General features: G+C 33.5%; 15 protein-coding genes and 1 pseudogene. 9 read left to right on the plus strand and 7 right to left on the minus strand.

The window, feature by feature from the left end; genetic code table 11:
- Positions 1-97: 97 nt before the first annotated feature.
- On the minus strand, positions 98-1,372 hold the full coding sequence (locus tag AC4PRO_RS16235) for an MFS transporter (RefSeq protein ID WP_492118119.1): 1,275 nt from the start codon (positions 1,370-1,372) through the stop codon (positions 98-100).
- Positions 1,356-2,933 carry a glycoside hydrolase family 10-like protein gene (locus AC4PRO_RS16240; RefSeq protein ID WP_492118120.1) on the minus strand — a complete coding sequence of 526 codons (1,578 nt, stop codon included), beginning with the start codon at positions 2,931-2,933 and terminating at the stop codon, positions 1,356-1,358. The genes AC4PRO_RS16235 and AC4PRO_RS16240 overlap by 17 nt, the downstream gene beginning before the upstream one ends.
- Positions 2,934-3,180: 247 nt before the next feature.
- On the opposite strand from AC4PRO_RS16240, the gene AC4PRO_RS16245 reads away from it, so the two are divergent.
- The 5 genes from AC4PRO_RS16245 to AC4PRO_RS16265 all read left to right on the plus strand — a co-directional run bounded on the left by AC4PRO_RS16245 (position 3,181) and on the right by AC4PRO_RS16265 (position 13,029).
- On the plus strand, positions 3,181-6,096 hold the full coding sequence (locus AC4PRO_RS16245) for an FAD-binding and (Fe-S)-binding domain-containing protein (protein WP_492118121.1): 2,916 nt from the start codon (positions 3,181-3,183) through the stop codon (positions 6,094-6,096).
- 300 nt (positions 6,097-6,396) lie between these two features.
- Complete coding sequence (locus tag AC4PRO_RS16250) at positions 6,397-8,328, plus strand: amino acid permease (protein WP_492118122.1); 1,932 nt, start codon at positions 6,397-6,399, stop codon at positions 8,326-8,328.
- Between the two features lie 203 nt (positions 8,329-8,531).
- Entirely contained in the window at positions 8,532-9,512 is a 981-nt protein-coding gene (locus AC4PRO_RS16255; protein ID WP_492118123.1) for a hypothetical protein, read from the plus strand.
- Positions 9,513-9,896: 384 nt separating this feature from the next.
- A complete protein-coding gene (locus AC4PRO_RS16260) occupies positions 9,897-10,601 on the plus strand; it encodes a response regulator transcription factor (RefSeq protein WP_074722481.1) in 705 nt (234 codons plus the stop codon).
- Between the two features lie 97 nt (positions 10,602-10,698).
- A complete protein-coding gene (locus AC4PRO_RS16265; RefSeq protein ID WP_492118124.1) occupies positions 10,699-13,029 on the plus strand; it encodes an outer membrane beta-barrel protein in 2,331 nt (776 codons plus the stop codon).
- 225 nt (positions 13,030-13,254) lie between these two features.
- On the opposite strand, the pseudogene AC4PRO_RS16270 reads toward AC4PRO_RS16265, so the two are convergent.
- Positions 13,255-13,518 (minus strand): annotated as a pseudogene (locus AC4PRO_RS16270) (IS91 family transposase); the annotation flags it as partial.
- A gap of 85 nt (positions 13,519-13,603) precedes the next feature.
- On the opposite strand from AC4PRO_RS16270, the gene AC4PRO_RS16275 reads away from it, so the two are divergent.
- On the plus strand, positions 13,604-13,849 hold the full coding sequence (locus tag AC4PRO_RS16275; RefSeq protein WP_492118132.1) for a type II toxin-antitoxin system ParD family antitoxin: 246 nt from the start codon (positions 13,604-13,606) through the stop codon (positions 13,847-13,849).
- Entirely contained in the window at positions 13,849-14,148 is a 300-nt protein-coding gene (locus AC4PRO_RS16280; protein WP_492118125.1) for a type II toxin-antitoxin system RelE/ParE family toxin, read from the plus strand. The genes AC4PRO_RS16275 and AC4PRO_RS16280 overlap by 1 nt, the downstream gene beginning before the upstream one ends.
- Before the next feature lie 325 nt (positions 14,149-14,473).
- Here the strand turns inward: AC4PRO_RS16280 and AC4PRO_RS16285 are convergent, their stop codons facing one another.
- The 4 genes from AC4PRO_RS16285 to gcvT form a co-directional block, all read right to left on the minus strand.
- A complete protein-coding gene (locus tag AC4PRO_RS16285; RefSeq protein WP_492118126.1) occupies positions 14,474-15,331 on the minus strand; it encodes an EamA family transporter in 858 nt (285 codons plus the stop codon).
- 82 nt (positions 15,332-15,413) lie between these two features.
- Entirely contained in the window at positions 15,414-16,127 is a 714-nt protein-coding gene (locus AC4PRO_RS16290; RefSeq protein WP_492118127.1) for a YebC/PmpR family DNA-binding transcriptional regulator, read from the minus strand.
- A gap of 102 nt (positions 16,128-16,229) precedes the next feature.
- Positions 16,230-18,266: a S41 family peptidase gene (locus AC4PRO_RS16295; RefSeq protein ID WP_492118128.1), complete on the minus strand. Its 2,037-nt coding sequence runs from the start codon at positions 18,264-18,266 to the stop codon at positions 16,230-16,232.
- 301 nt (positions 18,267-18,567) lie between these two features.
- Positions 18,568-19,650 carry a glycine cleavage system aminomethyltransferase GcvT gene (gene gcvT, locus AC4PRO_RS16300; protein WP_492118129.1) on the minus strand — a complete coding sequence of 361 codons (1,083 nt, stop codon included), beginning with the start codon at positions 19,648-19,650 and terminating at the stop codon, positions 18,568-18,570.
- Positions 19,651-19,886: 236 nt separating this feature from the next.
- Here gcvT and AC4PRO_RS16305 point away from each other — a divergent pair, with 236 nt between their 5' ends.
- Together AC4PRO_RS16305 and AC4PRO_RS16310 are read left to right on the plus strand one after the other, a co-directional pair.
- On the plus strand, positions 19,887-20,738 hold the full coding sequence (locus AC4PRO_RS16305; protein WP_492118130.1) for an NAD(P)H-hydrate dehydratase: 852 nt from the start codon (positions 19,887-19,889) through the stop codon (positions 20,736-20,738).
- Between the two features lie 154 nt (positions 20,739-20,892).
- The gene (locus tag AC4PRO_RS16310; protein WP_492118131.1) at positions 20,893-21,594 is read left to right on the plus strand and encodes a HipA family kinase; all 702 of its coding nucleotides are present in this window, start codon (positions 20,893-20,895) and stop codon (positions 21,592-21,594) included.
- Positions 21,595-21,627 lie beyond the last annotated feature (33 nt).

Below are 21,627 nucleotides of genomic sequence, written 5' to 3' on the forward strand. Positions count from 1 at the left end.
TCGCAGATTTTAAATCATTTATATGCTTCGATATTAACTGCGAACTCTCAAATTCAAAAATAAATTAGTGAATTAGTGGCTATCGAAAATAGTCTTGCTATTTCTCCTCCGATTTCTTTCCAAAGTCATATGGAAAAATCAAGAATCTTGACAGAATCAATCCGGGAATCGTGGCTAGAAATACCCAAATAAAGAAGTTTCCGTAGCCCAAATATTCTTGGATAAATCCGCTTGCCATTCCGGGAAGCATCATTCCTAGTGCCATAAATCCAGTAGCAATCGAGTAATGCGAGGTTTTCGACTCGCCATCAGCTACATAAATCAAATACATCATAAAAGCGGCAAAGCCAAAACCGTAACCAAATTGCTCTGCAATCACAGTAGCATAAATATAATAAATAGAGGCTGGATGAAAATGCGCTAATAATACAAATCCAATAATAGGTAAGTGCATCGCTAGAATCATAGGCAACATCCATTTACCAAGACCGTCTTTTGATATTGCAATTCCGCCAATGATTCCACCTACAGTCAAGGCAATCACTCCGAAAGTTCCATAGATAATCCCCACATCTTGCGTGGTGAGTCCCATTCCGCCAACACCTTTGTCGTCAATTAGAAAAGGAGTCAACATTTTCAATAATTGTGATTCGCCCAAGCGGAATAATAGTATAAATGCCAGTACAAAGCCAATTTGTTTTTTTTGAAAAAAACTAGCGAAGACGGCTGCAAAACTTACTTTTGGTTCTAACGATTTCTCGTCTTTAGCTGTCGCTACTTCAGTTCTTGGCGTAGAAAAATAATTGTAAATGGTTAATGCAGCCATAATAAAACCAACAATAATCATTGTATAAGACCACGCTTTTTGTTTGTCGCCATATTCTTGTTCGAGATAACCGCCAATTATTACAATCAAACCATTTCCAGTAAGCATGGAAAGGCGATAGAATGTGCTGCGGATTCCAAGGAAAAAAGATTGTTGTTCTTTCTCTAAAGCTAACATATAGAAACCGTCACTAGCAACATCGTTCGAAGCAGATGCAAAAGCAGCTACCCAAAAAATGGCGAGACTGATCACAAAGAAATTATTCATGGGAATGGTTAATCCCACAATTAGAAAGGCAATAGAAATTACTAATTGCATGGCTAAAAACCACTTTCTTTTGGTCGCGTACATATCAATGAATGGGCTCCACAACGGTTTTATAACCCAAGGGAGATACAACAGACTCGTATATATCCCGATGTCTTCATTATCAATTCCCAGGTTTTTGTACATAATAACCGAAACCGAGATAATAATAGCGTAAGGCAAGCCCGAGGCAAAGTTTAATATAGGTATCCAATACCAGGGTCTATTGTCTGTTTTCATTAATTATAGGACTTTGGGGTGTTTCGGTTTCTGTCGTTTTATTTAAAAGAATGGCCTGACTTTCATTACCGTAATAGTCAATGAAAGAGAGAGCACAAATATTATTTTTTTCTAAAAGGCTTTTCTGGATATTGATGCTGATGCTATCTTTTCTTTCCTTGAAAGCAATTTTATCAATAATTTGGCTTGGATTATTGACGTCAAGTTTAGAACTTTCCTTGGCGCCATATACCATTACGTAACGTATTTTGCTTAGCAACGGATAGTTCAGTGTGACAGTCGAAATCAATTTGTTAGTTGTAATATTAGAAACCGTAGGCATCTCGATATCTGTTCTTCTCGAATTAGGAACAACATAGGGAAGTGCAGGGTATTTGTATTGATTTTGCAAAAGCAAATCGGTTACCGCTTTGTTTCTGTTCACAAATGATTTGGCACTGAAAAAAGCATTTCCTCCAATGTTTTTATAAGTTCTAGTCAAATCAATCTGATCAGGAATCTCACTTGGGATATTCCATTTTTTATCGGAATCAGTATTGATTTTATAACTTCCGTTCCCCATGTAAATAGCTACATTTGTTGAGTTTTCTGACCACCATTTGATCAATTTTGCATAAGAAGCCGTTTTATGGTCGATACTCCAGTACAATTGCGGAAGCAGGTAGTCAATCCAGCAGTTTTCCATCCATGCTACTGGATCCGCAAACAAGTCGTCATAATTCGTTTGTCCGGAATTCGTGTCGGAACCTCTTGGATCTACAGATTTATTACGCCAAACGCCAAAGGGGCTAATCCCAAATTGAACCCAAGGTTTAATCGTTTTGATAGAAAAGGAACAGTATTTCACAAAATTATTCACGTTCAAACGTCTCCAGTCGGCTAAGCTCATTCCTTCACCATATTTTTTGAAGGAAGCAGCGTCATTAAAGTTTTCCCCTGCTATTTTGTAAGGATAGAAATAATCGTCAAAATGTATCGCATCGATATCATAGTTTTTAACTACTTCATCAACTACTGCGATTAAATGATTTTGGACTTCAGGCAAGGCGGGATCGTAATAATACTTTCCACCATACTTAATCATCCATTCCGGATGTTTGAAAAAATCATGCGTCGGACTTAGAATGTCAGTTCTTAAATCCATAGTGGCGCGATACGGGTTCAACCAAGCGTGAAATTCAAAACCACGGTTATGAGCTTCCGTAATCATCCATTCTAATGGGTCATAATAAGGATTAGGTGCCTGTCCTTCTTTTCCAGTCAAATATTTAGACCAAGGAGCTAGTTTCGAAGGATAAAAAGCATCACCAACGCTTCTAATTTGGACAATTACAGCATTATAATTTAATTTTTTATAGGTATCTAAAATTTCAAGATAATCCGCTTTTTGTTTCTCAATAGGATCCGAACCACTTTTTGGCCAGTCGATATTTACCACTGTGGCGATCCAAACTGCTCTAAATTCGTTTTTAGGATAACTGACTTTTTCCTGTGCATTTCCATTAGAAAGAGACAACAAAATAAAAGAAAGCAATAAAAATAAGTGTTTGTAAGGATTCATTATGGGAATGTTTTTATAGGATTCAAAAATAGTTTTTTTAGTGTAGTTTTTGAGAAAAAAGTGGTTTAAAATTTAGCTCACTCTATTCCTGCAATTTCTTTGCCAAATAATTAAGTAACCACTTTGCATTACAGTTAATTTTGAAAAGGGAAGAATTAATAAATTTTACTTTTTTCTTGTTCTATTCTTTAAATTATAGATTGCTATATCTTTATATTTGTGAAAACAAAAGCAATACATTCTACCAATGCCTAACTTATCTCAATTAAAAGAATTAGCTACATCCTTAGAAGGAACACTTTTATACGATGAACTTCATAAAACACTCTATGCGACTGATGCTTCAGCGTATAGAATATTGCCTTTGGCGGCAGCCTTACCTAAAAATGAAGCGGATATTATAAAACTGATCCATTTTGCCAAAGAAAACCAGATTTTCCTAACACCAAGAACTGCGGGAACCTCTCTGGCAGGGCAAACCGTTGGTAGCGGAATTATTGTTGATATTTCTAAATATTTCACGAAGATTGTTTCATTCGATGCAGCAAATAAAACGGTTACCGTTCAGCCAGGTGTAATCAGGGATGAACTGAATTTATATTTAAAACCGCATGGCGTATTTTTTGGACCTAATACTTCTACGTCTAATCGATGTATGATAGGAGGGATGGTAGGGAATAATTCATCGGGAACGACATCGATACGCTACGGAGTTACCAGAGATAAAATTGTGGAGATAAAAGCTATTTTAAGCGATGGCTCGCAAGTTGTTTTTGGCGAATTGACTTCGGCTGAATTTATCAAAAAAACAAAAGGCAATTCTCTAGAAAGTAACATCTACAAAAGCCTTTATGCCGAATTATCAAATGAGGCGACGCAAAAAGAAATTGTAAAAGAATTCCCGAAACCAGAAATCTACAGACGAAATACAGGATATGCAATAGATATTTTATTGCATTCTGACCTTTTTGGCGGAAGCCAACCTACAATAAATGTGGGGAAATTGCTTTGTGGAAGCGAAGGAACTTTGGCATTTACTACAGAAGTTACTTTAAAAGTAGATTTGTTACCGCCCACAAATAATGTGATGGTTGTAACACATTTTACCAGTGTTCAAGAGAGTTTAGAGGCAGTTTTGGTGGCTATGAAACATCATTTGTACACCTGTGAAATGATTGATGATACGATTCTTAATTGTACTAAAACAAACAAAGAACAGAGTAAAAACAGATTTTTTATTGAGGGTGAACCCAAAGCTATAATGATGTTTGAAGTCGCTTCACATACGAGTATGGAAGATGCCGAAATGCAAGCTAATGCATTAATTAAAGACTTAGAAGACAACCATTTTGGCTATGCTTCGCCAAAGTTATACGGTGCTGATATCGAGAAAGTAAACGAACTTAGAAAAGCAGGTCTCGGACTTTTAGGAAGTATTGTAGGTGATGAAAAAGCAGCCGACTCTATTGAAGATACCGCTGTTGAATTGAGTGATTTACCCAATTATATCGCTGATTTTTCGGCGATGATGAAACGCCATGGCCAAGAAGCGATTTATTATGCTCATGCCGGCGCTGGAGAACTGCATTTGCGTCCAGTTTTGAATTTAAAAACAAAAGAAGGCGTTTACCAATTTAGAAATATTGCTACCGAAGTGGCGCAGTTAGTAAAGAAATACCGCGGTTCATTAAGTGGAGAACACGGTGATGGAATTGTACGTGGGGAATTTTTGCCTTTTATGATTGGCGAAAAAAACTACGAGTTATTAAAACGCGTCAAATTAGCTTTCGATCCGAATTCAGTTTTGAATATGGGAAAAATTGTCAATGCGTTAAAAATGGATGAGAATCTCCGTTTCGAAACTGGGAGAGACGAACCTAATATCAAAACCATTCAAGATTTTTCAGATAGTATGGGCATTTTACGTGCTGCCGAAAAATGCAATGGTTCTGGTGATTGTCGGAAATTACCCTCGGCAGGAGGAACTATGTGCCCGAGTTATCGAGCCACGCGAAACGAGAAGGATACTACTCGTGCTCGCGCCAATGCCTTACGTGAATATTTGACTCATTCAGAAAAAGATAATAAATTCGATCATAAAGAATTATACGAAGTTTTTGAGTTGTGTATTAGTTGCAAAGCTTGTGCTAGCGAATGTCCGTCTAACGTAGATGTGGGTGCGCTTAAAGCAGAATTTTTATACCAATACCAAAAGGCAAATGGTTTTTCACTTCGAAATAAGATTTTTGCTAATAATGCCAAACTCAATAAACTAGGAAGTTTTTTTCCGGCATTGACTAATTTTATGGTCAATCAACCTTTGGTAAAAAAAGGAATGGGCGTTGCTTCAAAAAGAGAAGTGCCACTATTAGCGCCAAAAACTTTCAAGAAATGGATCGGAAGTAATAAATTAAAGAAGGAAGCGAGTTCTTTTAAAAACGGAAAAGTATTTCTGTTTTGTGATGAATTTACCAATTATTATGATGTTTCGGTGGGGATTGATGCTTTTGAATTACTCTCTAAATTGGGCTACGAAGTTGTTGTTGTAGATCATGAAGAAAGTGGAAGAGCCTATATATCCAAAGGTTTTCTGGAAGAAGCCAAAGCTATTGCTACTAAAAACGTGAATATTTTTAAAGGAATTGTATCTGCTGAAACTCCGTTGATAGGGATCGAACCATCAGCAATATTGACTTTTAGAGATGAATACATACGTCTTGCTGATGAACCCGATTCCGCCAAAAAATTAGCCAAAAACTGCTTGACAATTGAAGAGTTTTTCAAAAAAGAAATCGCGGCAGGAAAAATTCATTCGGAGCAATTTTCTGATGAAGTACGAGAAATCAAAATTCATGGTCATTGCCACCAAAAATCCTTAAGTTCGATAGAGGCGACTTTTGCCATGTTGAACGTTCCTAAAAATAGTACGGTTTCGATTTATAATTCAGGTTGCTGCGGCATGGCAGGTTCTTTTGGTTATGAAAAAGAACATTATGAAATTAGTATGCAGATGGGCGAGGACACTCTATTTCCGAAAATTAGAAATACGGCACTCTCAACTGCCATTGCCGCTGCGGGTACTAGTTGCCGTCACCAAATTTTTGATGGCACTAATAGAAAAGCACAGCATCCAGTAAGTATTTTGAAAAATTTCCTGAAATAAGTAGTTGTTTTGACTTTCAAATGAGCTGAGTTGATGCTTTTATAAAAGCTTGTTTTGAAGACGGAATTGCTGTTGTATTTTTTTTAATTTTTATCTTCATTCTTAATTGCAGGTTTGACTTTTAAATTAGAATAAAATTAAAAAATTGACTTTTTATTCTAATTTAATAAATAATAAGGCTCTTAACATTGGAAATTGAAATTGTTTTATACATTTGGTTTTTAAATAAAACCTACATTATTACTACAATAATGGGATGATATTTACAGAATATTAATTTTTAATGTAAAAATGTAACGCATGGCATTTTCTAGTTTATTTCGTAAGAAGACCGTACAGGATATCTTAAAACAGATTGAAAAAAATGAAGCTGACGGCCACGAAGCGCTGGGTAGACATTTAACGGCAAGAGATTTAACTGCTTTTGGTATTGCCGCCATAGTGGGTGCTGGAATTTTTAGCACCATTGGTAAAGCGAGCTCTGATGGAGGTCCTGCAGTGATTTTTCTTTTTTTATTTACGGCTCTTGCCTGTAGTTTTGCTGCCTTTGCTTATGCAGAATTTGCTTCTATGGTTCCTGTTTCCGGAAGTGCGTATACGTATTCCTATGTTGCGTTTGGCGAACTGATCGCTTGGATTATCGGTTGGGCATTAATCATGGAGTATGCCATTGGGAATATTACGGTTGCCATATCTTGGAGTGATTATTTTACAGGACTACTAGAGAGTGGTGGCATTCACTTGCCCCAATGGGTTCAAATGGATTACCTGACTGCCTCAAATGGATACAAAGATGCTACTGCTTTGATGCAAGGCGGGAAATTATATGAAAATTTAGGAGAAGGTTTAAAAGCATCTTATACTGCTTGGACAACTGCGCCAACAATAGGTTCGTTCCACTTTGTAGCCGATTTACCTGCGTTGTTTATTATTATATTGATTACGGCTTTAGTATATCGTGGAATGAAAGAATCACGAAATGCGAGTAACATGATGGTGGTCGTGAAGCTGTGTATTATCCTTCTTGTAATCTCGGTTGGGGTGTTTTATGTTGATACGGATAATTGGACTCCATTTGCTCCTAATGGTGTGAGCGGAGTTTTAAAAGGAGTTTCAGCAGTGTTCTTTGCCTATATTGGTTTTGATGCGATCTCAACCACTGCAGAGGAATGCAAGGATCCACAGCGTGATTTACCACGAGGGATGATGTGGGCAATTATAATATGTACAATTTTATACATTGTTGTTGCCTTAGTGTTAACCGGAATGGTTAATTACAGTGAGTTAAATGTGGGTGATCCTTTAGCATTTGTATTTCATAAATTAGATTTAAAATGGATGTCTGGTATTGTTGCGGTAAGCGCCGTGATAGCGATGGCGAGTGTTTTGTTGGTTTTCCAAATGGGACAACCTCGTATTTGGATGAGTATGAGTCGTGATGGCTTATTGCCAAAGCGCTTCTCCAGAGTGCATCCTAAATATAAAACACCATCCTACGCCACCATCGTAACTGGTTTTGTAGTGTCGGTTCCTGCCTTGTTTTTAAACCTGACTATGGTTACTGATTTGTGTAGTATTGGGACATTATTTGCCTTTGTCTTGGTTTGTGCCGGTGTTTTGGTATTACAGAATAGAACTGATATTCCAAGAGGAAAATTTAAAACACCTTATGTAAATTCAAAATACGTTATTCCTTTTATGTTGGCTGCGGGCTTGTATTATGCTTTCAATTATAATAATAAATCGACCATGGATTTCCTGACTAATGAAACCCAAGTAAACGATGCAACTACTATTATTACTTCATTAAATAAAGATGAATCTACAAAGGTATATGATTATCTAGTAAGCGTTGGAGCGCAAAAAACGAGTGATGCGAATTTAGATTTAGAAAATTTATTGAGTCAGTACCAGAAAGAGGATGCTAAATATGCCACTGTTGTGGCAGGATTACCAATAGACAATGCGCTGAAATATGAAAGTGGTCTTAGCTTGTTTAAACACAAAATCCCCATGTGGATTTTCCTTATTGTTTTAGTTGGGCTTACGTTCTGGTCTTTTGCTGAAAACTTATCTTTAATTCCACTATTAGGTTTAGTGAGTTGTTTGTACATGATGGCAGAACTAAGTGTTTGGAACTGGATTTATTTTACCGCTTGGTTGCTGATAGGGCTGACGATTTACTTTGGCTTTAGCCGAAAAAACAGTAAACTGAATTTTAAAGAAGCGTAAAAAAACACTATTTATAGAAAGCCGTCTTGATGATTTCAAGGCGGTTTTTTTTATGTCGAGTTATTTTAATTCGTAAAATATAAATAAGAAAAATAGTATTTTTTAAAATAAATAATGCGAAAAGTTGTATATATTTGATCTTATATACAAGTTGGCAGACATTCTAAAAAACGAAAACTAAAAAATAGCCGAAGAAAATAATTATGAATAAAATTTTAAAAACATCTCTCAAAACACTCTTAATTTTAATTCTCATAATCTCGATTTCAATTCCAATATATTACAATTATTGGAGAAGTAGTAAAACAATAAACACATTTAAAGTTTTCAGTGAACCGAAAGAAATTGTCTATAGTGAAATAATTTGGAAAAGTGATAGTATTCAAAATATGCTGGTTGAAAAAGCATTTTTCTTTGTTCCTGTAAAAATTGAAGGAATTAAACAAAAATTATATATGCAATTTGACACTGGAATTTCTGAAACTTGTTTCTACGGAATAACATTAAGTAAATTGCTTGAAAGTAATACATCTATGAAAACTGAATATTCAAAAGATAGTATTCAATTTCTTAAAAAACCAATATTAAATATTGGAAAAATGAAATTCAAAGCTGATAAGATAAAAATGCTAAATCGTGGAGACGTAAAGATAGATAGTTCATTTATTGTTATCGGAAGTATTGGATTAGATGCAATCGTTGGAAGAACTTTAATTTTAGATTTCAAAACAAATAAAATTGCAATAACCGAAAAAAATATAAATCAACTAGGAAAATCATTTGATTTTATTGAAAATGCAAGCGTTGACAAATTTCCATTATTAATTCCTGCCAAAATTGGAGAAGAAAACACAAGGTTATTTTTTGATTCAGGTTCAAGTATGTTTTCTTTACTAACAAGTGAAAAAAGGTTAGCAAAACTAAAAAGTAAAAAGGAGATAGAAAAACTTTGTTGTATAGGTAGCGGTGGAAAAGATTATGAAATTTATAGAAAGCAAATAACCGAAAATATTCAAATTGGAAAAACTATAAAAGAAAGAGAATATGTTTATGGATTTTTCAGACTCAATATGATGGATTATATACCTTCATCGATTATTTACGGAATAACTGGTAATAGAATGTTTGACAATGAAATTATGGTTATTGATAATAAAAATAATATATTGGGAATTGAAAAGTAATACAGAAAATAAGAACGATCTGCCAACAGCGGTTTCAAGAAATGGTGAGTAAAGTGGTAAATTCACGTTTATCTTTCGCAAGAAATATTATCTTAGTGGAAAATATGCGGTTACGAAGTTCGCCACTTCTTGAAGCCGCGAAACGTCAGGCTGTGAAAAAACTAAGTCAAAAAGAGAAGTTATTCGGGGGACTGTCTGAGAAAAATTTCATATAGACGATTCTCAGAGACCCATTTTGAGTTTATTCACAGACTGACGTTGTAATATATTTTAGCGCAGAGTCAGGAATCTAACGCAATTTTAAATTTAATATATTTGTCAATAAATACTAAATAAAAAATACGTTATACAAAAAATTTCAAATTCAAAATTTTATAAAAAAAAATGAAAATATATATTTTCCTATTATTGATTTTAACCTTTACCCTGTTTGGACAAAATAATACTAAAATAATACCAACAAAAAAAGTATCACTTTCAGAAAGTTACGATAAAGAATATAAATCTATTGGTGTAGAAAAACAAAAATTTAAAAAATTTAAAAAACAATTAAAATATAGTAACACTGAAGATTATTTACAAAAAATTAGAATTTACTCGAAAGATTCTTTAAAAACCCTAGCAATAAAACTTCTAAGCCTAAAAGAATTAAACGAAAAAAAATTACTTCAAAAAGATATCTCGCTAAATTCAGAATATTATATTCGTTTGCTTGATGAATTGAAATCAAGTGAAATAAATAATCTTGAATATTTTTTCCTAGAAAGAGAGTTGAATACTTATAATTTGGTTAATGCAAAAAAGAAACAAACTTTAAGCCTAATTGTAAATTTTATCTTTGGAATAATAATATTAGTTCTCATCTATAATATTTACTCAATTAAATCTAAAAAAAGATTAACAATTATTGAGGAACTTAGCAATCAAGAAATGAAGATAAAAAAACACATAATAGCTGGCAAGAGTAATAAAGAAATTGCAGAAGAACTATTTATTAGTCTTAACACCGTTAAAACACATATTACCAACATTTACAATAAGTTAAATGTCTCTAATAGAAAAGAGTTAATTAGTAGATTTCAAAAATAGTACCAGTACTAGTACTTAAATCATACAAAAAAAAAACACTTTGACGAGTGTTTTTTTTTTCTTTGTGGAAGTATTAATTAAAAACTTACTAAATAAAATGTTTAAAAAAATTTTTTCTTCCGCATTATTCTTTTTCTGTTTAATTGGATTTTCACAAGATAACCTTACTTTAAAGATAGAACTTACTAATTCAAAATATGAAATTATAAAAGAAGGTAATGCCTACTTATTTAATTCAGAAACTAATCAATTAATTAAAATAGAATCAATAGTAGATAGCCATTTCCTTTTTACTTCGTTAAATAAAGGAAATTACAATATTCAAATTCAATGCAAAGATTTTGAGGATATTGATCAAAAAGTTACTTTAAATCAAAATTTAAACCTAAAATTAGTGTTGTCTAAAATTAGTATTACTGAATTAAACGAAATTGTATTGAAAAGCGAAAAAAAAATTTTCACTAATACTAATGGAAATATAAAAGTAGATATTGCTTCTTCTTTTTTTGAAGCGGTTCCAAATCCAATGGATTTACTATCCAAACTGCCGGGTATACAAATAAGTGGAGACAAAGAGAGCATATCAATTGTTGGAAAAGGAAATGCTTTAATTTATATAGACAATCAAAAGGTTGGAATAAATGACCTGAATGCTTTGTCGGTTGAGGATATTAAAACTATAGAAATCATAAAAAATCCTTCATCGAAATACGAAGCTGAGGGAAAAGCAGTAATTTTAATTACAATAAAGTTAAGTAAAAAAGATGGTTTTGAAACTACTATATCTGAAGTTGCTTCTTTTAAAAAAAGATTTAATAATTATCTGTCCATAAATTCAAGTTTTAAAAAGAATAAAACAGAAATAAAAACTAATTTTGGTTGTAATTTACTTAATCCTTGGGAAAGTATTGGGAATAATTTTGAAATTCCAAATAAAAATATAGACTCAGATTTTATTGCAGAATCTTTCACAAGAAGACGTCAATTTATTCTTGGAGGTGGTATTTATCATCAAATAAATGAAGATGATTACTTATCATTTAATATGAGTGGAAAAATTCAAAAAGACAATGACAAGAACACAACTAATTCATTCATTAGCCAAATCAATGTTCAAAATAATATTGAAACATTAAATAACAATGACGAAAACAGAAATTTTTTAAATTCATTTATTAATTACAACAAAAAAATTAAGAGTTTAGACGCAAAATTATTTACAGGTTTTCAATACTCCAATTTTTATCAAAAATCAAATAGTGTAATCCAAAACAATTATAATAACACTCAATTTGACTTAATACAAAACAGAAATCAAAAATTTAATGTCAATGTCTTCTCAGGTAGAACAGATTTAGAGAAATCATTTAAAAATGAAATAAAATGGGAAATTGGAGCATTATATTTATCAGCAGAAGCAAATACAAATTTCGAGGTTATAGATTTTATTTCAAATAATAATGAATTTACAAATTATAATTTTAAAGAGAAAAATATAGCAGGTTATACTCAATTATCGGGAAAAATTAAAAAATTAAATTATTTGATTGGTATAAGAACAGAAAATACAAATATTAAAGGAAAATATAAAATTGATGATAATTTATTAATTAATAAAAATTACACTAATTTTTTCCCTAAATTTCAAATTGATATTCCGATAGACAGTACCAAAACTATAAGTCTTAATTATGCAAAAAGTATTTCTAGACCTAATTATTCATCAACTAGCCAAGTATCAATTTATACAAATCCATTTTTAGTATTTTCAAGAAACATAAATTTAAACCCAACGATATCAGATGAAATTTCTGGAACTTTTCAGTTTAAAAATAAATCTGTAAAGCTAAATTTCTTTCAAAGTAAAGATCCAGTATATTTTGCATTTTCGTTTGATTCTTCTATAAATTTGATTTCATTTAACTCTATAAATTATGCTAAAGAGTCTGGTTTTAATTTAGAATTTACGCTACCATTTAAACAAAAATTTTGGACTTCTACAAACAATTTTAATTTTATCTTAAACAAAATTGAAGATAAATCTGCTGTTTTTAATGAATCAAAACCATATTTATACTATTATTCAAATCATATTTTTGAATTACCAAAAGAATTTGATTTTTCTATTACAGGTTGGGGTTTTACAGAACGAAAAGAAGGAGTTTTTAAAAGAAACTCGTTATTCATAATGGATTTAGCGTTATCTAAAACATTATTAAAAAATTTTGATTGTACGTTGAGCTTTAATGATGTTTTTAGGAATATGAATTTTAATGAAAACTTTACTATTAACGATATAGCATCAAAAGGAATATATTATACTGATACTCGAGAAATATCATTTTCATTACGTTATAAATTTGGAAGGATTAAAGATTCAAATTATCAAGAAAGAAATATTGACGAAAATTCTAATAGAATTAGATAAAAAAACAACACACAACAGCTAAGGGCTCGTTGGGCTTGAAAAGCTAACAATGAACCCGCGGTTGAACGGAACCGGTTGAGATTCCACTAACTCTATGGAGTTATCGTAAAATAATTTGAAGGATTACAAGAGGACTTAGTTTCCTCTTTTTTTTTGCAGTACGACTACAGTGGTTTTTATCGTGATTTCCTTGAATTTTAGACACAATTTCCCTTACCCACAAAGTTAATTTTCACAGGGACCTGAACTTTGGCTATCGCCAAGATACCAAGCAGGCGGACCACGCTGGTCAAAAACGGCTATTCTATGTAAATTATCCCTCTTGCAACAAGGACATTTGGGTAGAAAAGGTTTCTTCTCTACTCTTTCCAGTATTTTTACCTTTAGTTTTTCCTGTAGAACCTTTAATTTCTCCCGTTTCCAAGTGCTACTCAAAAAACCATAATGACATATTTTTACAAAGCGTTTGGGCAAAATATGCAACACAAAGCCAAAACGTTAGCGTTAACTTTTTCGTAAAAAAGGAATTTTTTTGAATTTAATACCAATTATTGGTATCTTTGAAAAAAAAATTATGGCACGTAATACATCGATATTATTAGGAGACTATTTTGAAAATTTTATTAATGAACAAATTTCTACAGGAAAGTATAGTTCAGTAAGTGAAGTTGTTAGAACTGCTTTGAGAGTTTTTGAGCAAGAAGAAAATAAAGCAAAATCTCTTATAAATGAATTAAAAATGGGAGAAAAGAGTAGTGAAATTAGAAATTTTGACCGCGATATAAATCTAGAAACGCTAAAAGCTAATTTTCAAAAATAATGTCAGCGTATATAATTAGTGAAAAGGCGTTAGAAGATATTAACAACATTTGGATTTATACGGCAGAAAATTGGTCTGTTGAAGCAGCAGATAGATATTATAACTTAATTATTGACGAAATTGAATATATCGTAGCTAATTTTGAGATGGCTCTTGACTCCGAAAACATTAGAAAATCATATAAATATTCAAAAGTAAAATCACATTTAATTTTCTTCAAAAAAGACAAGACAAATGAAATTGAAGTCGTACGAGTTTTATACGAAAGAATGGATATTGAAAATAGATTAGCGGAGTAAAAAAAGCTACTGGCTACCAGCCTTTCCTAAATAATTTGTTCCGTGCCCGTAAACTAAATCAAAAAAATTAGATGTGCGTTGCATCATTAAAGATAAACAAAGAAGGTACGCTTGATAGTAATAGATCGATGTGTCAGCTAATACATACTCAAAAATAAAAGCCACGGATGACACTGATAAAAACGGTTTTTTTTATATTATTGATAATTATCTAAAATTCGTTTCATCCATATTCCAATTTTTAAAGTTCCATAAATCCTAGAGACGCTAAAATTGAAAATAAGGCTTTTCAACCTTCTTTGGCCACAGCCATAGAAACTGCACGCTAAATATCCATTTGCGAAAGCGCAATCAGTACAATAGAAATTAATGCTAATCCAAGACCCACATAGTTTCGTTTACTCATTTTTTCTTTAAAAACGAGAATACCCAAAAGACTCCCCAGAATAATAACACCCATATTCATTGCCGCGAAAACCGTCGAGGGATTGTCAGCAAAAGCTTGATGTGCTTTTAGATAGAAAAGGATATTCCCAAAGTTAAAAGCACCTACTAATCCACCAAAAAGAATATTGATGGCTGTTAATCGTGTTTTTCGAACGATAACATCGTACAAGATTACTGCAATCATCAGCATTAGTGCTACTGCGAAAATCACAAATAACGAACTCGTAAATGGAAGGCTGGTGTATAAAGCAATTTGTTTAAAAAGGATATCTATGAGTCCAAATCCAATGAGTACTGCAGCAGGATACATCCATTTATTGTTGGTATTGGCCGCTGGTTTAGAAAGGATAAGTAATAAGGCAGGAAAGCCTATCAAAAAAGCCGTAATCTTTAATAGATTGAATTCTTCGTTAAAAATAAGCCAGGCTGCAAGTAGCGGTATGAAAAGAGAAAGCCTTTGGGCAGCATCGGTTTTTACGATTCCCATATGTTTTATCGAGGCGGCCAAAAAGATAAATATCGATGGTAGCAAAATTCCTAATGTGATATAGATGGACCACGGTGCTGTGTGATCTATGGCGTTCAAATCTGGGCTAAAAGTAAAGAAACACAATACTAAAGCAAAAAGGTAATTCCAGCTGACAATTTGAATAACGCTGATGTTGTAGTTGCGTGATAGTTTAAAAATAATGCCTACCGTAACGCTACATAAAATGCTTAAAATAAGGAATAACATGGGGGGTAATTTTATATTATACAATTTGAAACAAAAAAAACTCCAGCCGAAGCTAGAGTTTTATATAGGGTCAGGATGAAGTTTATGCTTCTTCCATGGTATGATAAACGTTCATTACATCATCATCTTCTTCCATTTTTTCAATCAATTTTTCTACATCAGCCATTTCGGCTTCTGTTAGTTTTGTCGTGTTTTGAGGAATTCTTTCAAAACCAGAAGAGAGGATTTCTAGATTGCGATTTTCAAGCTCTTTTTGGATCGTTCCAAAACTGTTGAAAGGCGCATAAATTAATATTCCGTCTTCATCTTCAAAAACTTCTTCGGCACCAAAATCGATTAATTCTAATTCTAACTCTTCAGGATCAAGTCCGTCTGCCGGAATGCGGAAGTTACAAGTGTGGTCAAACATAAATTCAACAGAACCCTGCGTTCCCATCGTTCCATTGCATTTATTGAAATAGCTTCTCACATTGGCAACAGTTCTATTATTATTGTCGGTAGCCGTTTCAATTAAAAGCGCAATCCCATGAGGAGCATAACCTTCAAACAAAACTTCTTTATAATTAGCGGTATCTTTATCAGTTGCTTTTTTAATGGCACGTTCTACATTTTCTTTAGGCATGTTTGCGGCCTTTGAATTCTGGATAACAGCTCTTAAACGCGAATTAGCATCAGGATTTGGTCCACCTTCCTTAACAGCCATTACGATGTCTTTTCCAATTCTTGTAAATGCTTTAGCCATTGCTGACCAACGTTTCATTTTTCTCCCTTTTCTAAATTCAAACGCTCTTCCCATTTCTTATTTATTATAATGAACTGCAAAAATACAGCTATTCCTTATTTCTACCAAAACCCTCTTCTGTTCTTTTTGTGAAATTAGGGTAATATTCTCGTTTCACTATTTTTTAGCGCTATTTAAATCATTAATTATCGCAATAGCTTCATTTAAATAGTGGTTTTTTTTCAATTCCTCCAGTTGGAATTCATTATTGGCTCTTTCCGAAGGGTTAATTGTCAATAGATAATTATTGAGTTTTGAATTATGAATAAACAAATTGTTACTTTTTGTATCGAATGCAGTAATTTCCTTCCACATCGCATTGATTTCAGATTGGTCTTTAATTATTGTGTCTATAGTCACTGGTCTAGGTAATTTTGGGGTCTTTATTAAAGCGTCAATTTTTTTATTGATTTTTTTTGCTTCATTAAAATTGGAATTAACGGCAATTCTATCGTTACTTTTTTTAACGATTTTTGCTATAACACTATTTTTTAAGTATTCCTTATAAACAAGGTTAGCTACAATACTGTCATTTATAAAAGCAGTAGGATTGTTACATTCCTTAGAATAGATAGTTTCATAAATTTCGGGAACTAGTACATTAGGAATAATTCCAATAGCTTGATTACTTTTTCCGGTAATCCGGTAAAATTTATGAGTGCTTATTTTTACAAAGTTTTCCGCGTCATTTGGTTCTAATGGCACTATAGATTGCATGGTTGCTTTTCCCACAGTCGCGCCTCCCATCAATAGCGCGCGGTTGTAGTCTTGTAATGCTGAGGCAAAAAACTCACTTGCTGAAGCTGAATTTCCGTTTATTAGGATCACTATCGGGTCCTTGTAAATCATCCCCGGATAAGGGTCATTTACAATAGTTTGTGCTTTTTTATTGTCCAAGAAAATGGAGACAGGACCGGTGTCAATAAACATTCCCGCAAGTTTTATAGCTTCTTCTATGGAGCCTCCTCCATTGTCAATTAGATCAATAATAACACCTTGAATAGAGTCTTTCTGGAGTTTTAGAACTTCTAGTGCTGTATCATCTGCGCAGCCTTTGCCGCTGTTGCCTTCAAAGTCCGAGTAAAAGCTAGGAATTTTTACATAGCCGTAGTTCCGTTTGTTATTCGCAATAATAAAACTATAAACGACATTGGCATCGTCTTTTAAACGTTTTTTTTCTACCAGTACCTCAAAGTTTTTACCAGAGTTTCTTCTCAGAGTTAGTAGGATTTTCTTATTGGAATCAGAAAGGATCATATTCGAAATAGATTCTAGGGTAACACAGGAAACTTGTAATGTTTCTTTAAGGTTGGAAACAGCAATTATTTGATCTCCTTTTTTAATTCCTCCAGTTTGAAAGGCAGGACCATTGGGGTTCATTTTAATAATAATAATTTCATTGCGGTCGTTCAAACTTACGTTCATCCCTAATGATAGCTGCTCTTTTGATAACGAAGCCACAAAACTGGACTTGGTATCGACATTGAAATAGGCAGTGTGTGGGTCGAAATAACTGCAAAAATTATCCAAAAGATTTTCTTCAAAACCAGATTCTTTTTGCAAAACCACATTTATTTTGCAAATTTCATTTGCTATAATTAGGTTTTTAGATACTGCTTCTAAAATATTGAACGAAGTTGATATTGTGTCTAAATTGTTGTTCTGAGAAACAATATCATCAAGAATTTCATATTTTATTTTTTTTCTCAAGGCTTTTTCTACTTGATTTTCTTCTAGGTAAAAAGGGAATGCTTTTTTATAAAACCGAATCGTATCTTTCACGTTATAACCGATGGTGTCATTCTTCATTTTTTCTAAAACAGCTCTGTTTCTCATAAGTGCGGCCTTGTATACCGTGACAATGTCAGACAGGAAAGAACAATCGTTGGCATGAATTAAATCATCTAGTTCCAAACGGTATTTATGGGAAAGCACTTCGTATTCTGATTTTAGTAAAATATTTCGGGAAGGATCTAGCGCGTCAATAAAGTTGTCAAATACAAAAATGGATAAGCTATCGTCTATTGGTTTTGGTTGAATATGTTCGCTTTGAATGAGCGTATTCATTTTAGAAAGTAAAACACATGTTTTAGTATCACTCTGGGCGAAAAGCGAAAAAGAAGTTAGCAAGAAGACCAGTGAAATTATTTTCATCTCCACTTTATTAATTTCTAAAAAAGCTAAAAAGTAAGCAATTTTGCTTAAATATAAAGTTACGTAAAGCACTGGATTTCAGCTAATTTTTTATGATTATTTAAATCTAATACCCAAAAAAAGTACAATATAGTCCGAACTGACAATTGGACTGTTTTATAAAAAGTACTAGTATAAAATTTTACTATATAAACGAAAACACATTATAAAAAAAAGCCGCTAATTCGCTGATTCTTAAAACATATGGAGTGATGTTGTAAAAAATAAGCGAATGAGCGGCGGTTATAGAATAAATGCTGATTTATTTCTTGTAGAATGGCAATTTTACCACTTTAGCAGGAACATCATTTTTTCTGATGCGAATATAGATGTCGTTATCGATGGCGCTATTCGCTACAGTTACATAACCCAATCCAATTCCTTTATTCATCGATGGAGACATTGTTCCTGAAGTTACAATCCCGATTACAGCTCCCGTTCCGTCCACTATTTCGTAGTCATGTCTAGGCACTGCACGCTCTTGCATTTCAAAAGCAACTAATTTTCTAGTTACTCCTTCTTCTTTTTGTTTTTTCAAATTCTCTGAGTTAGTGAACTCTTTTGTGAATTTAGTAATCCAACCCAATCCAGCCTCAAGTGGAGAAGTGGTGTCGCTAATATCATTTCCGTACAAACAGAAACCCATTTCAAGACGCAAAGTATCACGTGCCGCTAAACCAATTGGTTTGATTCCGTATGCCGCTCCAGCTTCAAAAACCTTATTCCAGATTTGTTCTACTTCGGTATTTTTACAATAAATTTCAAAACCACCTGAACCAGTGTAACCTGTTGCAGAGATTATCACATTATCAATTCCTGCAAAATCAGCTACTTCAAAATGATAGTATTTGATAGCTGCCAAATCAATGGAAGACAAGGCTTGCATCGCTTCAACCGCTTTTGGTCCTTGGATTGCTAATAATGAATAGTCTTCAGAAATGTTTTTCATATCCACTCCTAAATCATTATGAGCCGAAATCCAATCCCAGTCTTTGTCAATATTAGACGCGTTTACAACCAGCAAATACTGCTCTTCTTTTATCTTATAAATAATTAAATCATCTACAACACCACCTTTATCGTTTGGCAAACAAGAATATTGTGCTCTTCCTATTGTCAATACAGAAGCATCGTTTGAAGTCACTTTTTGGATCAAAGCCAAAGCATTTGGTCCCGAAAGCAAGAATTCTCCCATGTGTGAAACATCAAAAACACCTACAGCATTCCGTACCGTTTCGTGTTCAGCATTCACTCCTTCATATAAAATAGGCATATTGTATCCAGCAAACGGAAGCATTTTTGCTCCCAAACTCTCGTGTATGTGCGTAAGCGCAGTATTTTTCATTGTGTGTGTATATAAAATTTGAAGTGGCTAATTTATTCAAAAATTATCATATTTAAGGCATTATTTATGTAAATTCAATAGTTTTTAGGAGCTATTTTCAGCTATCCATTGCAATCTTTTACTTTTTAAATATAAAAGTAAAAGGATTTCCATTTCTATCTGGGCTAGGCAATTTCGTGATTCAGAACGAATCTGTTTCAGATAAAAAACGTAATTTTAAACAAAAAAATGATCAGATGAGTCCTATATACATTGACCAAAACGAAATACTCAAACGTTACAAACCAATTGATGCACATACGCACAAAGGCATTCAAGGACATGCGCTAATTATTGCGGGAAGTTATGGTAAAATAGGCGCAGCAGTACTGGCTTCAAAAGGATCTTTGAGAACGGGTTGTGGCTTAGTAACGGCTTTTGTTCCTAAATGCGGCTACCAAATTGTGCAAATAGCTATTCCCGAAGCCATGGTTTTAACGGATGTAGAGAAAAAATACCTTTCGGCGATTGCATTCGACATCAAACCGCAGGCAGTAGGAATTGGTCCTGGAATGGGGCAGGAGGAACCAACGCAAAAAGCGCTGCATGAATTCTTGATAACCAACAACATTCCATTAGTAGTAGATGCTGATGCATTGAATATTTTATCAAAAAATAGATCTTGGCTTACGTTATTACCTTCAAAAACGATACTAACGCCGCATCCTAAAGAACTGGAACGACTAATAGGTGAATGGGATTCAGAGGAAGATAAATTCGAGAAAACAATTGCGTTTTCGTTGCATTATGATGTGATTGTGGTCATGAAAGGAGCGCCAACGCATATTATTGATGCCGAAACGGTGTATAGGAACACCACAGGGAACGCTGCTTTGGCCACAGCCGGAAGCGGGGATGTCTTAACCGGAATAATTACGAGTTTACTGGCACAATCCTATGAATCTATTGATGCAGCTATTTTGGGAGTTTATTTACATGGTTTAACGGCCGATATCGCTTTGCCAGAAACGGGATATCAATCGTTTCTCGCATCCGATATTATTTCGACTATTGGAAAAGCATATTTAAGTTTAGAAAATTTGGAGTAATTATTGTTTTAAACGCAAAAATATCATTCCGACGAAGGAGGAATCTTATTATACCAAGAACGAGTTATTGAGGCATAGAAGAAAATCATTATTTGAAACATGTATTAATTTAGTCCTACTTATTTGTAAGTTTGTACCTCAGTAAATTCCGAATATGAAAAGCAACTTCAATCTTAGAACTGTAAATGTTACCCGATACATTGCGCCTTTGCGCGAAGGTGGTTCTTTACCAGCTTTGGCGGAAGCCGATGATGATTTTAAATATGTTTTAAAATTCAAGGGAGCCGGTCATGGGGTGAAAGCCTTAATCGCTGAATTAATAGGAGGGGAGATTGCTCGTGTTTTAAAGTTACAAATTCCCGAGCTAGTGTATGCAAATCTCGATGAAGCCTTTGGTCGTACGGAAGCCGATGAGGAAATTCAGGATTTGTTGCAAGGAAGTCAAGGACTCAATTTAGCGTTACATTTTCTTTCAGGAGCTATCAATTTTGATCCTGTGGTCACAGTAGTAGATGCTAAGCTGGCTTCGCAGATTGTTTGGTTAGATGCTTTTATCACTAATGTCGATCGAACCTTTAGGAATACCAATATGTTGATTTGGCACAAAGAGTTATGGCTTATCGATCATGGTGCAAGTTTTTACTTTCATCACTCTTGGACTAATTGGGAGAAACACGCCCAAAGCCCGTTTGCGCTTATTAAAGACCATGTATTGTTGCCGCAAGCTTCGATGTTGCAAGAAGCAGATGCTTTATTCAAAACTCTTTTAACGACAGAAACCTTGCAATCGATAGTAGATCTTATTCCTCTGGGGCGGATTCAAGGACCTATCGCAACAAGTCCATTAATTAGTTAGTTATTCAAAGTTAGTTTTTTTGTTGCATTTTGG

It is taken from the genome of Flavobacterium sp. DW-iso2 (genome assembly GCF_058725285.1).